This window comes from Lentzea cavernae, assembly GCF_014653695.1.
In the GTDB taxonomy this organism is placed as follows: domain Bacteria; phylum Actinomycetota; class Actinomycetes; order Mycobacteriales; family Pseudonocardiaceae; genus Lentzea; species Lentzea cavernae.
The window spans coordinates 196,275-209,956 of the sequence record NZ_BNAR01000004.1 but is presented as its reverse complement, the minus strand read 5'-3'; the positions used below and the strand labels follow the sequence as shown (position 1 = coordinate 209,956).

The following is a 13,682-nucleotide window of genomic DNA, read 5'->3' as shown; positions in this document are numbered from 1 at the left end:
CGGCTCGGAGCCGCGGTGGACGGCGAGCGGCGTGATGCCAGCGCTGGCTTATATAAGTCGTGCTTGATACGATTCCCGCCGTGAACGCGTTCGACGTCCTCGGTGACCCGGTGCGCCGGCGCATCCTCGAACTGCTCGCCGACGGCGAGCAGACCTCGGGTGCGATCACGGAGGTGATCCGGGCCGAGTTCGCACTGTCCCAACCGGCTGTCTCCCAGCACCTCCGCGTTCTTCGTGAGAGCGGATTCGCGTCGGTCCGGGCAGAGGGGGCTCGCCGGTTCTACGCCGTTGACGCCTCGCCGCTGAGCGAGGTCGACGTGTGGCTGGACCGGTTTCGCGGGTTCTGGAACCAGCGGCTCGACGCCCTGGGCACTGAGCTCGCCCGCGGCCGGCGCGCGTCCCGGACCGCAGGTGACGACGAGGCCGATCCGTCTGAGAGGGGAAGAACATGAAGGACGTGCTCGACGAACTGGCCGCTGCGCGCCGGGCGATGGGAACAGCGGCGTTGCCCGCGGGCGACGCGTACACGATGGAGTTGCGGCGTCGCTACGACGCGCCGGTCGAGGACGTGTGGAACGCCATCACCGACCCCGAGCGGCTGGGCCGCTGGCTGAAGCCGGTCACCGGTGACCTCCGGCTGGGCGGGTCGTTCCAGTTGGACGGCGGTGAACACGGGGAGGTCCTCCGGTGCGACCCGCCGCGGCTGCTGCGGGTGTCCTGGCTCTTCGGGCCGGAAGCCGACGAGTGGCCGGGCACGAGCGAGGTCGAGGTGCGGCTGTCCCCAGGCCTTGCCGGGGACACCGTGTTCGAACTGGTCCACGCGGCGGCCGTCGGCGAGCCGATGTTCCCGACCTACGGCCCCGGCGCCGGCGGTGTGGGCTGGGACCTGCACCTCCTCGCGCTGACTCGTTTCCTGGCCGACGGCGGGATTCTCGACCACGACGAGTTCCCTGCCTCGCCCGAGGGGCGGGAGTTCGTTCGGCGCAGCGCCGCGGCGTGGGGTGAGGCTCACCTCGCCGCAGGCGGCGATCCGGATCACGTGGCGGCCGCGGTGGAGGCCACCGCGGCGTTCTACGCCCCCGAGCCGAAGGCGCGGTGAGGCGCACCCCGCCACGCCGGAAACCCGGTTCGAGCTACGGCCGCGCCGACGTGTCCTGCCCGCTTTCGAAGTAGGACACCAACTCCGGGGCGAGATCCGGCACCTCGTGCGGGACGCCGCCGGCGCGGAGGGACTCGGTGGCCCGCACCCCGGCCGCGACGGCCATGCGGGCGGCCACGGGGGAGGTGTCCGTGACGCCGCCTTCTCGCGCGAACCGCAGGAACTCGTCGATCAGGAGCGGGTCGGCGCCGCCGTGCCCGTCGTCGTCCTCTGCGTCCGGCACGAGGTACTGGGCGTCGGCCTGGTCGCTGTAGCAGGCGCGGCGGGAGTTCCACACCTTCACCACCGCGCCGGGTCCGTCGCCGAAGTTCTCGAGGCGGCCGGCGTCGCCGATGACGGTGTAGTTGCGCCAGTAGTCCGGGGTGAAGTGGCATTGCTGGTAGGCGGCCAGCACTCCGTTGTCCAGGCGCAGGTTCACCAGTGACACGTCCTCGACGTCGATGACGGGGTTGAGCCCGCGCTGGGTGTGCGGCGGCCAGTTGCCGTTCTCGTTGTGCCAGTCCGCGTGCTTGGGCTCGCCGGGAGGGCGACGGTGCGGGTTGTCGCCGTAGACCATCAGGTCTCCGAAGGCCTGCACCTGCCGGCTGTAGCCGTTCGCGAGCCAGTGCAGGACGTCGAGGTCGTGGCTGGCCTTCTGCAGCAGCAGTCCGTTGGTGTAACGGCGTTCGGCGTGCCAGTCCTTGAAGTAGTAGTCGCCGCCGGAACCGACGAAGTGCCGCACCCACACCGTTTTGACCTGGCCGATCTCGCCCCGCGTGATGATGTCGCGCATCAGGCGGACCACGGGCATGTGCCGCATGTTGTGCCCGACGTAGAGGCGGCTGCCGGTCTCGTAGGCGGTGCGCAGCAGTTCGTCGCACCGTTCGATCGAGATGTCCAGCGGCTTCTCGACGAAGACGGGCTTGCCCGCCTTGAGGACCTGGCACGCGAGATCGCAGTGGGTGTGGTCGGGGGTGAGGACCACGACGGCGTCCACGTCCGGGGACTCGATGACCTCCCGGTGGTCGGCGGTGATCAACGCGCCGGGGAAGGCCTGGCCCGCTTCCGCCCGCGCGGCCGCGTCGTGCTCGGCGAGTGCGACGACCCGGCTGCCCGCGCCGGGGCGGTGGGCGGTGAGGGCGATCGAACCGCGAAGCCCGTAACCGAGGACGCCGAGACGGAGGTCATCGGGAGTGTTGGTGGTCATGGAAAAGCCTTCCGCACGGCGCCGATGGTGGAGTGGAACGCGGCCCGGGGCTCAGCTGCCCCGGGCCGCCCGTGGTCAGCTCACGGTGATCTTGTCGATGTCCGGTGCCCAGCCGGAGGGGTTCGAGAGGGTGATGGTGTTCCCCTGGCCTGCACTGAGGGTCACCGACACGGTGGTGGTCTTCGGCGTGACCCAGTCCGGGGTGGGCGGGAAGCTGACGGTCTGCGGCGCCAGGGCGTTGGCCTGGATCCGGGCGGAGCGGGACTCCTGGGTGGCGTAGTGCAGGGTCACGGTGCGCGTGCCGCCGGTGCCGCCGTCGACGTTGTTGAACCTCAGGGTGCCGCCGTTGCCGATGTAGCCGACCTTGGTGCCGCCGGAACATCCGCCGCACGCGCTGGTGACGGCGCCTCCTGCCAGCGTGTTGCCCGAGGCTTCGGCCTCGTAGCTCCTCTGGGACTGGCCGGCGCCGACGGTCATCGCACCGAGGTCGAGCCACCCGTCGGGGTTCTGGCCCGCGTTGGCGAAGCGCAGCTTCTTGGCGTTGGCGTTGATCGCTTCCAGGGGGTTCTTGGCCTTCAGCACGAGCCGGTAGTTGCCGGTGTTCAGGCCGTTGAGATCCACCGGGGCGTCGAAGTACCGGGCGTGGCCGAAGTCCCGGTACGTCGGGTCGGCGCCGACTCCCCAGTCGGGGAAGGCGCGGATGCGGGTGGGCTGGACCTCCCGCAGGTCCCAGGAGGTGTCCCACGTCCTGACCACGTTGCCGGCCGCGTCCTTCAAGCCGAGGCTCATGGTCCAGGGGTAGTAGAACGGGGCCACGCCGGTGTTGTCGATCTGCACTCCGACCTTGGTGGTGCCCTGCGCCGTGTTGTGGAAGTAGGCGTTGCGGACGGTGAGGTTGTAGCCCATCAACCGGACGGCCGCGGCCACGTTGGGATCGCTGGGGGAGTACTCCAGGCTGCGCTCGTTGATCTTCCACGTGGTGTGCTCGAGCTCGATGCACGCTTTCATGTTGTCGACGGGGCCGGAGCCGCCGGGCCAGTTGGCGAACGCGACCGACTGGATCTCGGGCCGGACCTCGCCGCCCATCGAGGCCGTGGTCCACCGGTTCTCCACACCGTTCTCCAGGGCCTTCTGCAACTGGGCCCAGGGCGCGCCGCCCATGGAGATCGGCAGCGTCACGCCCTGACCGGCTTCGCGGTAGCAGAACGAGTCGTCGTGGTACCCGATGCGCGGCAGGGTGTTGGCGGCACCGCCCGCGTTGTCCGCGTAGCGCAGTTCGAGCCTGGTGCGGGTGAACGCGCGGTTGTAGGTGTTGAGGATGTCGGCGGCGTTCGCGTTGGTGGGCATGTAGTTGGGGTAGGTGTCGCCCGACGTGTCGGTGTCGTAGGGCCAGGTGTGCCACTCACCCCACAACCCGATCAGTCCCAGGTGGATGTAGCCGAGCCGCGGGTCGCCGTCGTAGCGGGCGCCGAACGCGGTGATGAAGTTCTTGAGCCCGTTCATCAGGAACGGGTTGTCGTAGTCCGGGCTCGTGGTGTCCCAGTAGGCGTTGTGCCGCATGGGAACCTGGCCGTTGAAGCACGCGGGGACGGCGTTGCCGGGATGGGTGCCCGTGCCGCCGCCGGGATACTCCATGTACAGGCGGATCGCCGCGTGGTTGCCCGCCGCCGCGATCGTGTTGAGCGCGTTGTCCACGATGCTCCAGTTGTAGCTGGAGCAGTTGTTCGGGTCCGTCATGACCTCGGACAGGCCGAAGTAGGCCCAGGTCAGCGAGAGCGGGTAGCCGGCGTTCGGGTCGACGCCCGGCTGCAGGAAGCGGGCGAACCCCTTGAGCGGGTTGTCGAGCGGTGCGTCGGCGGTGGCGAGGGCGTGGGCGGGCAGGCTCGGATCCGGGGAGGGGCCGGGTGCGGGGCGGGCCGGAACGCCCTGTGCGGACACGTCCGCGGCGTGGGTGAGGCCGGGCATCGCGGAGGGCAGTAGAGCGACAGCCGCGGCGCACAACGCGGCCACCAACTTCCCGCGCTTGGACATGGCTGTGGACATGGTGCGACCTCCAGGGGGACTAGGAGAGCTGCAGGGTCCAAATAGTTCCGCTTGAGGATTGACAAAGTTTCACTATTCCTCATCAATATGTAGCAACAGCGCCCCACTGGCAAGAGGTGAGGCGCGAAGGCCCTGATGCGGAGGCGCGTTCATGGTCGCCAGCAAGACCGCGACACCACGGCACCGTGATGATCGCGAAGTGTTCGCGGGCACCGGCGAGCCCGTCGGGAGACCACGGCGACGCGACGACCGCAAAGTGGCGTGGTTGTTCCTGGCGCCGGTGCTGGTGGGCTTCGCGCTGTTCTACGCCTACCCGACGGTGCTGGGCGTCTACTACTCGCTCACCGACTACGGCATGTTGGCCGCGCCGAACCTCGTGGGTGCGGAGAACTACCGCGACCTCGTGGACGACGACAAGTTCTGGAACGCGCTCGAGGTCACCGGCTACTACGTCGTGCTGAACATCGTCTCGCAGACCGTGCTGGCACTCGCCCTCGCCACGTTGATGCACCGCCTGACCCAGTCGGTGGCGATCCGCGCGATGCTCCTGGTGCCCTGGCTGGTCCCCAACGTCACCGTGGGGCTGCTGTGGATGTGGATGCTCGACGCCAACATCGGCTTCGTCAACCACGTCCTGCGCGCGGTGGGGCTCGGCACCACCGGCTTCCTCACCTCGCCGACGTGGGCGATGCCCACCGTCGCGGGCATCAACACCTGGGCCTACACCGGTTACACGGCTCTGCTGCTGTACGCGGGCATGCTGCAGATTCCCCGCTACCTGTACGAAAGCGCCTCCCTGGACGGTGCCGGCGAGTGGCGGATGTTCACCCGGATCACCCTGCCGCTGCTGCGCCCGGTGCTCGCCCTGGTGCTGGTGGTGTCCCTGATCGGCTCGTTCCAGATCTTCGACACCATCGCGGTGACCACCAAGGGCGGGCCGGTCGGCGCCACCAGGGTCATCTACTTCTACATCTACGAACAGGCGTTCACGAACTTCCGGATGGGCTACGCCTCCGCCATCGCCGTGGTGCTCGCTCTGCTGCTCGGGGTGCTGACCGCCGTGCAGATGCGGCTGCTGCGCGCTTCCCGCTCGGACCTGGCATGAGGAGTGCGCCGATGACACCCGCTCGCACCCGGACCCCGGCCACAGGGATCCCGTTGAGCCGGAACCCGTCAGGTCGGATCCCGTTGGGCCGGATCGCCGCCTGGGCGCTGCTGGCCGTGGCCGCGGTGGCGACGATCTTCCCGTTCTACTGGATGGTCCGCACCGCGCTCACACCCGCCGCCGACCTGTACACCGACGGCGTCGGCCTGCTGCCGGAGAACCCCACGATGATCAACTTCCTGCGGGTGCTCGGGCTGACGAGCCAGCAGGAGGCGCGGGCGGCGGGCGGGTCCGGGGCGAAGGTCGACTTCCTGCGCTACCTGCTCAACTCGTTCGTCTACTGCGGACTGATCACGGTCGTGCAGACGATGTGCTGCGCGATGGCCGGTTACGCCTTCGCCCGGCTCCGCTTTCCCGGCAGGGACCTGGTCTTCGGCGTGCTGATCGCCGCGCTCATGGTGCCGCCGATCTTCACCCTGCTGCCCAACTTCGTGCTCGTGAAGAACCTCGGCTGGCTGAACACCTTCGCGGGCATGGTCGCCCCGAGCGTGCTCATGACCCCGTTCGCGGTGTTCTTCCTGCGCCAGTTCTTCCTCTCGATCCCGCGTGAGATCGAGGAGGCGGCCACTTTGGACGGTGTGGGCGGCTGGGGCATGTTCTGGCGCGTCGTGCTGCCGATGAGCCGCGGCCCGTTGCTCACCATCGGGCTGACCACCGCCGTGTGGTCATGGAAGGACTTCCTGTGGCCGCTGCTGACCGGCCGCCAGGAGGAGACCAGGGTGCTGACCGTCGCGCTCGGCATCTTCCAGCAGCAGTCGCCCAACACCCAGCCCGACTGGACCGGGTTGATGGCCGGTTCGACCCTGACCGTGCTTCCCGTGCTCGTACTGCTGATCTTCCTCGGCCGCCGCCTGGTCGAGTCCCTGAACTTCACCGGCATCAAGTGACCTGAGAGGTAGACCCACCATGCGATCCACACGACGACGTGTCGGCGCCCTCCTGCTCGGCCTCGCCCTCACCGTCCCCCTCGCCGCGTGCGGGAGCGGTGGAGACGGCGCCGGGGGAGCGACGACGCTGGACTACTGGCTGTGGGACGACCGGCAGCTGCCCGCCTACCAGGAGTGCGCGGACGCCTTCCACGCCGCCAACCCGGACATCACCGTCAAGATCTCGCAGACGGCGTGGGCCCAGTACTGGCAGAACCTCACCACGCAGCTCGCCTCGGGTGACGCCCCCGACGTGTGGACCAACCAGAGCACCTACTACCCGCAGTTCGCCAGCCAGAACCAGCTCCTGGACGTAGAACCTCTGGTGCAGCGCGACAGGGTCGACCTGTCCGCCTACCAGCCGGGCCTGAGCGAGGTGTGGGTCAAGGACGGCAAGCGCTACGGGCTCCCCAAGGACTGGGACACGATGGCGCTGGTGGTCAACACCGGTCTGCTGGGCAAGCAGGGCGTCGACCCCGCGCAGCTCGAGAACCTGACCTGGAACCCGGCCGACGGCGGCACGTTCGAGCAGGTGGTCGCGAAGGCCACTGTGGACACCAGTGGTCGCAACGGTCTCGACCCGGCGTTCGACAAGAACAACGTCGCGGTCTACGGGTTCCTCCCGGAGTGGGCGGACGGCGCCAACGGGCAGAACGGCTGGGCGGTCTTCGCCGCGGCCAACGGGTTCACCTACCTCGACAAGAACCCCTGGGGCACCCGGTACAAGTACGACGACCCCAAGCTCGCCGAGACCATCTCCTGGTTCAAGCGCCTGATCGACAAGGGGTACGCACCCCGTCTCGACAAGCAGTCCAGCGTGGCCAACTCCGAACTGCTCATCGCGGGCAAGGGCGCGATGTCGATCGCCGGTTCGTGGACGATCCTCACCTTCACCGACGAGAAGGTGAAGCAGGAGTTCGCCTTCAAGCCCGTGCCGGCCGGACCGTCGGGACGCCGGAGCTCCATCAACGGCCTGTCCGACGCGATCTGGGCCGGGAGCGAACACCCGGAGCAGGCCTGGAAGTGGGTCAAGTTCCTGGGCTCCGCCGACTGCCAGGACCGGGTCGCCCAGCGCGCCGTGGTGTTCCCCGCCATCACCAGCGCCAGCCAGAAGGTGGACGCCGCGCACCAGGCCCAGGGCCGGGACGTGCACGCCTTCACCGAAGCGGCCAAGAAGGACACCTTCCTGCTGCCCGTCACCGAGCACGGCACCGAGCTCAACCCGATCGTGCAGGACGCCATCCAGTCCGTGGTCCTCGGCGACGCCCAGGCCGCGGATGCCTTGAAGGAAGCGAACAACAAGGTCAACGCCCTCTTCAAGTAGGCCTGATCTCCTGGGAGGACACCCATGGCTCAATTCCTGACCGTCGGCGGCCGCACGTTCGGCGCGGAGCTCGAGGGCAGCGCCGTTCCGAGGCTCGTCGACGGAGGCCTGCTGCTGCCACCCGGCCGGGTCGCGCTCCTGCACGGACTCGGCGACGCGCTCTTCTACCGGCACGGGCACAACTCCTGGAGTCCCTGCGGGTGGCGCCGTCTGTCCGACGTCCCCCTGCGCATCGCCAGTGCGGAGCGCCGCCTCACCGCGGACGACACGACGTGGGACGACCCCCACCGCCACCACTCGTCGGCGGTGGCGGCGCTGGAAGGACCTGACGGCCGGGTGCTGCTCCTGGGAGCGCTGGGCCTGGGCGTGCCCCGGCTCGCCGCCGACCGGGACACCCTCGTCGGCTGGTACGAATCCGGCGGGGCCCCGTGGCTGCTCGCGCACGGCGACGAGGAAGAGGTCTTCGCCGCCTACGCGGAGCACCTCGGCGCACGCCTCGGGCACAGCGCCAAACGGGCCGGGAACGTGTGGTGCAGCTGGTACGCCTACTACGAGAACATCACCGAGGACCAGCTCTCCAAGGACATCACCGCCCTGCGGGGACTGCCGTTCGACGTGGCCCAGATCGACGACGGCTGGGAGGAGCGGGTCGGCGACTGGCACGCCAACGGCAAGTTCCCCTCGGGGATGAGGGCACTGGCCGACCGGATCACGGACGCGGGGCTGCGCCCCGGTCTGTGGCTGGCCCCGTTCATCGTCCACCCCGGCTCCGAGACCGCGCGGACGCGACCGGAACTCCTGCTGCGCGACGCCGCCGGAGCGCCGGTCGTCGCGGGTCACAACTGGGGGACCGGGTACTACACGCTCGACCTCACTCTGGGCGCGGTGCAGGAACACCTGAGGGAGACCATCCACCGCGTCACCCACGAGTGGGGGTTCACCTACCTCAAACTCGACTTCCTCCAGGCCGGCGCCGTTGCGGGGGCCCGTTTCGCCGACGTGGACCGCGAGGAGGCGTACCAGGCCGGCCTGCGCGCGATCCGTGAAGCGGCGGGGGAGGAGGCCTACCTGCTGGGCAGTGGCGCGCCGCTGCTGCCCTCGCTCGGCCTGGTCGACGGGTTGCGCAGCGGTCCCGACGTCGCCCCGATGTGGGACCACTACGCCACCCAGGACCCGTCGGACGCGTTGGCCCGCAACGCCGTCGTCAACACCCTGCACCGCCTGTGGCACGCGCCGTTGCTCGAAGTCGACCCGGACGTCGTGTACTTCCGCAGCCGTCTCAACCTGCTCACCGACCGGCAGCAGAGCTGGTTGCGCGACCTGGCCGACATCTGCGGCTTCCGCGCGGTCTCGGACCCGCCCGGCTGGCTGCGTCCCGACGAACTGGAGGCGATGACCCGCTACCTCGGCCACCGGCCCGACGTCCGCAGGCTGGGGCGCTACCGGTTCTCGCTCGACGGCCGCGAGGCCGACTTCACCCCGGCGGTCGACCCCGGCGCGGAGCAGGTGTATCCGATCGCTTGAGCCCGGCGCGCGACCGGACTTAGTAAACTGCGTAGCATTATTCAGCGATGGGTACGCGCTTTCCAGAGGGGCACAGCATGGCGATGAGCGGAACAGACCTCTCCCGTATGAGGGAGATGAACCAGCTGTCCGTCCTGTGGGCCCTGCGCGGCACCGCGCCGTCGACCGTCACCGAGCTCGCGGGCCGCACGGGCCTGTCCCGGCCCGCGGCGGACGTGCTCGTGCAGCAGCTGGTGGCCGACGGCTGGGCCGAGGTCGAGGAACCGGGGGCGAGCAGCACGGTCGGGCGGCCCGCCCGGCGCTACCGCTTCCGCGCCAACGCCGGACACGTGCTCGGCATCGACGTCGGTGTGCACAAGATCCTCGTCATGCTCTGCGACCTCGAGGGGAACCTGGTCGGGTCCCTGCGCCGCCCGGCCGACCCGCAGGCCGGTCCGGACGAGCGGCTCACGGCGGTGGACGAGACCATCGACGCCGTGCTGCGCGAAGCCGGCATGGCGGTCACCGACATCTGGGCGATCACGATGGGGGTGACCGGCCCGGTCGACGGGAACGGCCGCAGCATCATCTCCACCCCCTTGCCGGGGTGGAGCGACGCCGATCCCGTCGCCCACCTGCGGACGCGGTTCACCTGCCCCGTCCGGGTGGAGAACGACTGCAAGCTCGCCGCGGTCGCCGAACGCTGGAAGGGCGTCGCCCAGGACGCCGACGACATCGTGTACCTGCTGGCCGGTCTGCGCACCGGCGCGGGCCTCATCATCGACGGCACCCTGCGCCGCGGTCACGGCGGTGTGGCCGGGGAGATAGGAGCGCTCAAGGCCGTGCGGTGGCTCAACGCGCCGGAGCACCTCGCGGCCCATCCCGGCGTGCCCTCGGGCGCCAAACCCGGTGAGGCCGCGGCCTGGGTGTTCCAGGCCGCACGGGAGGGGGACAGCGGCGCGAAGACCGCCGTGCAGCGCTACATCCGCGACCTCGCCGTCGGCGTGGCCGCACTCGTGCTCACCCTCGACCCGCAGATCGTCGTCTACGGCGGCGGGTTCTCCCGCTCCGCCGACCTGGTCCTCGACCCGCTGCGCCGCGAACTCGCCAAGCACTGCCTGCGCGTGCCCGAACTGCGTGCTTCGACCCTGCGCGACGAAGGTGTCGCGCTGGGGGCGCTGCGTCTCGCTCTGGACCAGGTGGACAGCACACTGCTGAGCAGTCAGCTCGCCGCGCCGGTCGCTCCCCAGTTCTCCTGACCGTCCACCGGCGAACGTCATCCCGCCCGCCTGCCGGGCACTTGCGACTGAGTGGCGATCGCGGTCAGTGCCGCACCGCGGCAGCCCGCGAGTCCGCCGAGCACCGCGGGCGCCAGTCGCGGTGTGCGCTGGAACGTCAGGCGGGCCGACAGGCCTTCTGTGAGCGGTTTCAGCAGGAGTCCTTTCGCGCCGGACAGGCCACCTCCCACCACGACGACCTCGGGAGCGAGCACGCCCGCCGTCCACGCCAATGCCGTGACCAGACCCTCCACGGCTTCGTCCCACACCGAGACCGCCGCCCGTTCACCTGCCTCGACCCGGCGCGCGACGTCGACCGCGCCGCCGACCTCCCGGCCGGTCCTCGCCGTGTAGCGGCGGGCGATGGCCGAGGCGGAGGCGACGACCTCGAGGCACCCGGTGCCCCCGCACGGACAGGGCTCGCCGTGACCGACGTCGACGTGCCCCAGTTCGCCCGCGTACCCGTCGGCGTCGTGCACGCGGCCGTCGGTGACCAGAGCGGAGGCGATGCCGGTGCCGATCGGGAGGAACAGCATCGTGCGGGCGCCGACGCCGCCGCCGAGCGCGTGTTCGGCCAGCGCGCCCGCTCGCACGTCGTGCGTGAACGCGACGGGCCGGCAGAGGCGGTCGGCGAGCAGGTCTGCGAACGGAACGTCCTGCCAGCCCAGGTTCTTCGAGAACACGCCGACGCCGCGCGGCTCGTCGACGATTCCGGGTACGGCGACGCCCACGTGGTCTGACGGCAGTTCGCACGCCAGTTCGGCCACCAGGTCGAGGACCTCAGGGACGATCTCGGGACCCGGTCGAGGTGTCGGCCGTGATCTCACCTCGAGCACGGCCCCCGCGTCGTCGACGAGCACCGTCTTCGTGGCGGTCCCGCCGACGTCCACACCGAGCACGAGCACCAGCATCTCCGATCTCGTCGAAGCTGCGCGACAGTGCGCTCAAGTATCAGTGGCAGACCGGGTTCGTGGTGCTGTCAGGCGGGTTTCGCTCATCCCGTTTGATCACATCGCGGAGCCGGGCGCCTGCTGCCGCTTCTCCGACGCGTCGGTTCGCCAGCCGAGGAGGATCGCGTGGAGCGCCTGTTCGGCGAGGCGGCGGGCGCGGTCGTTGCCGACGTTGCTGAGGTGACCGAGCGACGCGATGCCGTACAGGGTGCCCCAGAGGGTCTCGCAGGCCTCGTCCAGATCGGCCAGGACCACGTCGTGCGCGGCGGACCAGGTGGTGAGCAACTCCTTGAGTGCGTCGATGGCCGGTTCCGCGACACGGCGCCGTTCGTCCGCGTCGACCGTGGGGTCGTTCATGACCTGGTAGAGGTGAGGGTGCTCCCCGGCGAACCGCACGTACTCCGACGCGAGGCACCGCATGCGCCGGTCGACGTCGGCCTCCTGCGAGGCCTGGAGGACCTGGGTCAGCATCAGCCGGTGGCCGTGCGCGACCAGTTCCAGGATCAGCGCGTCCTTGTTGGCGAAGTGCTGGTAGACGACCGGTGCGGAGTACTCGACATCGTTGGCTATGCGCCGGATCGTCAGCGCCGCGGCGCCTTCGGTCTCGAGGACGTGCAGCGCGGCCTCGATGATCCGCTCCTGGGTGTTCGCCCGTTCGCGGGCGCGCCTCGTGCTGATCGACATGGTCCGTCATTTCGCTTCGATGGTGTCCCCGAACACTAACCACCGCCCTTGACCCTACCGCCGCCGTGCGTCATGGTTAACGCCGTTAGGAAATCTAACGGCGTTAGAAACTGGAGCGAACGATGATCTTCCACATCAACCGGGCCACGATGAAGGCCACGGCGACCGCCGAGCAGATCGAGGCGGCGCTGGAGAGCTGGCGTCACCAGGGGCGGTCGAACTCCGCCATCAAGTCGTTCATCGTCGGCCGCGACCACGGCGGCGACTACACCTACAGCGCGGTGTTCGTCGTGGAGGACCTCGACGGGCTGTTCGAGTACCTGACGCACCCGAGCACCTACGAGACCGACCGCCTGGGACTGAACCTGGTGGAACGGCTGGAGATCTTCGACGTCAGCGACGACGGGGACCCGGACCTGAACGACAAGATCAAGGAGCTGCACCGGCGCCGCAACGAGCTCAACTCGGAGGTCGCCGCGATGCTCGCCGACGTGCCCAGCTACACCGGGTCCGGAGTGGACGTCTGAGCGGGACTCCGGAACGGAGAGAACCGACATGGTCACCCACGTCGTCATCGGCGCCGGTTCCATCGGCAGCACCGTCGCCCGCCTGCTCGCCGAGCGCGGCCACGGCGTCCGGATCGTCACCCGCAGCGGCTCCGGCCCCGAGCACCGGCTGATCGACCGGGTCGCGGCGGACGCGTCCGACCCGTCCGCGCTGACCGAGCTGTCCCGCGGCGCCGAAGTGATCTACCACTGCGCCAACCCGCCCTCGTACACGGAGTGGCAACGCCTGTTGCCGCCCATGCAGACGGCCGTCATCGCCGCCGCCGAGGCGAACGGCGCCGTCCTCGCCCTGACCGGCAGCATGTACGCCTACGGCCCGCAGCCCGGCGGCCTGATGAGCGAACACACGCCCATGGCCGCCGCCGGGCGCAAAGGCCTTCTGCGCAAACGGATGTGGGAGCAGGCCCTCGCCGCGGGCATCCGCACGGTCGAGGTCCGCGGCTCCGACTACGTCGGCAAGGGCGCCAACGGCGTCTACCCCCTGCTGATCGAACCGGCCCTGACGAAGGGGAAGGCGGCCTGGATCACCGGTCACCTGGACATGCCGCACACCTTCACCGTCAACACCGACATGGCACAGGCGCTCGTCGCTCTGGCATCGGAGGAACGGGCGTGGGGCAGGGCTTGGCACGTGCCGTCACCGCCGGCCGTCACCCTTCGCGACCTCGCCGGGCGCTACGCCGCCGCGGCTGGCCTGCCACCGGTCAAGCTGATCCAGCTGCCGCGGTTCGTGATGCGGGCGGCCGGGGTCGTCGTGCCGATGGCCCGGGAGGTGGCCGAGATGGACTACCAGTGGTACGCACCGTTCCACGTGGACGCGACGGAGACGGCGGACACCTTCGGTCTGAGCGCCACGGATCTCGACACGGCCGTTCGCGACGAGGTCGGCTGAACTGCTC

The 13,682-nt window shown here is 69.7% G+C and carries 13 protein-coding genes; 9 read left to right on the top strand and 4 right to left on the bottom strand.

The window, feature by feature from the left end; genetic code table 11:
• Positions 1 to 80 precede the first annotated feature (80 nt).
• Both IE307_RS14975 and IE307_RS14970 read left to right on the top strand, forming a co-directional pair.
• Positions 81 to 452: an ArsR/SmtB family transcription factor gene (locus IE307_RS14975; protein ID WP_191298550.1), complete on the top strand. Its 372-nt coding sequence runs from the start codon at positions 81 to 83 to the stop codon at positions 450 to 452.
• Positions 449 to 1,099, top strand: a complete 651-nt coding sequence (locus tag IE307_RS14970; RefSeq protein WP_191298549.1) for an SRPBCC family protein — start codon at positions 449 to 451, stop codon at positions 1,097 to 1,099. The genes IE307_RS14975 and IE307_RS14970 overlap by 4 nt, the downstream gene beginning before the upstream one ends.
• A gap of 34 nt (positions 1,100 to 1,133) precedes the next feature.
• Here IE307_RS14970 and IE307_RS14965 read toward each other — a convergent pair whose 3' ends face one another.
• Together IE307_RS14965 and IE307_RS14960 are read right to left on the bottom strand one after the other, a co-directional pair.
• Positions 1,134 to 2,345 (bottom strand): Gfo/Idh/MocA family protein, encoded by a 1,212-nt coding sequence (locus tag IE307_RS14965; protein ID WP_191298548.1) that lies wholly within the window; start codon positions 2,343 to 2,345, stop codon positions 1,134 to 1,136.
• Positions 2,346 to 2,420: 75 nt separating this feature from the next.
• Positions 2,421 to 4,388, bottom strand: a complete 1,968-nt coding sequence (locus IE307_RS14960; RefSeq protein WP_191298547.1) for a DUF4832 domain-containing protein — start codon at positions 4,386 to 4,388, stop codon at positions 2,421 to 2,423.
• Positions 4,389 to 4,644: 256 nt separating this feature from the next.
• Between IE307_RS14960 and IE307_RS14955 the strand changes: the two genes are divergently transcribed.
• The 5 genes from IE307_RS14955 to IE307_RS14935 all read left to right on the top strand — a co-directional run bounded on the left by IE307_RS14955 (position 4,645) and on the right by IE307_RS14935 (position 10,565).
• Positions 4,645 to 5,493, top strand: coding sequence for a carbohydrate ABC transporter permease (locus IE307_RS14955; RefSeq protein ID WP_229904719.1), 849 nt, complete (start codon positions 4,645 to 4,647; stop codon positions 5,491 to 5,493).
• An 11-nt stretch (positions 5,494 to 5,504) separates the two neighbouring features.
• Positions 5,505 to 6,440: a carbohydrate ABC transporter permease gene (locus IE307_RS14950; protein WP_191298545.1), complete on the top strand. Its 936-nt coding sequence runs from the start codon at positions 5,505 to 5,507 to the stop codon at positions 6,438 to 6,440.
• A 19-nt stretch (positions 6,441 to 6,459) separates the two neighbouring features.
• Positions 6,460 to 7,803: an ABC transporter substrate-binding protein gene (locus IE307_RS14945; RefSeq protein ID WP_191298544.1), complete on the top strand. Its 1,344-nt coding sequence runs from the start codon at positions 6,460 to 6,462 to the stop codon at positions 7,801 to 7,803.
• A gap of 24 nt (positions 7,804 to 7,827) precedes the next feature.
• Positions 7,828 to 9,327, top strand: coding sequence for a glycoside hydrolase family 36 protein (locus IE307_RS14940; protein ID WP_191298543.1), 1,500 nt, complete (start codon positions 7,828 to 7,830; stop codon positions 9,325 to 9,327).
• Between the two features lie 116 nt (positions 9,328 to 9,443).
• A complete protein-coding gene (locus tag IE307_RS14935) occupies positions 9,444 to 10,565 on the top strand; it encodes an ROK family transcriptional regulator (RefSeq protein ID WP_229904718.1) in 1,122 nt (373 codons plus the stop codon).
• A 17-nt stretch (positions 10,566 to 10,582) separates the two neighbouring features.
• On the opposite strand, the gene IE307_RS14930 is transcribed toward IE307_RS14935, so the two are convergent.
• The gene (locus tag IE307_RS14930) at positions 10,583 to 11,494 is read right to left on the bottom strand and encodes an ROK family protein (RefSeq protein ID WP_229904717.1); all 912 of its coding nucleotides are present in this window, start codon (positions 11,492 to 11,494) and stop codon (positions 10,583 to 10,585) included.
• A gap of 96 nt (positions 11,495 to 11,590) precedes the next feature.
• Positions 11,591 to 12,217 carry a TetR/AcrR family transcriptional regulator gene (locus IE307_RS14925; protein ID WP_191298541.1) on the bottom strand — a complete coding sequence of 209 codons (627 nt, stop codon included), beginning with the start codon at positions 12,215 to 12,217 and terminating at the stop codon, positions 11,591 to 11,593.
• Positions 12,218 to 12,339: 122 nt separating this feature from the next.
• Between IE307_RS14925 and IE307_RS14920 the strand changes: the two genes are divergently transcribed.
• Positions 12,340 to 12,744, top strand: a complete 405-nt coding sequence (locus IE307_RS14920; RefSeq protein ID WP_191298540.1) for a Dabb family protein — start codon at positions 12,340 to 12,342, stop codon at positions 12,742 to 12,744.
• A 28-nt stretch (positions 12,745 to 12,772) separates the two neighbouring features.
• Complete coding sequence (locus IE307_RS14915; RefSeq protein WP_191298539.1) at positions 12,773 to 13,675, top strand: NAD-dependent epimerase/dehydratase family protein; 903 nt, start codon at positions 12,773 to 12,775, stop codon at positions 13,673 to 13,675.
• Positions 13,676 to 13,682: the final 7 nt, after the last annotated feature.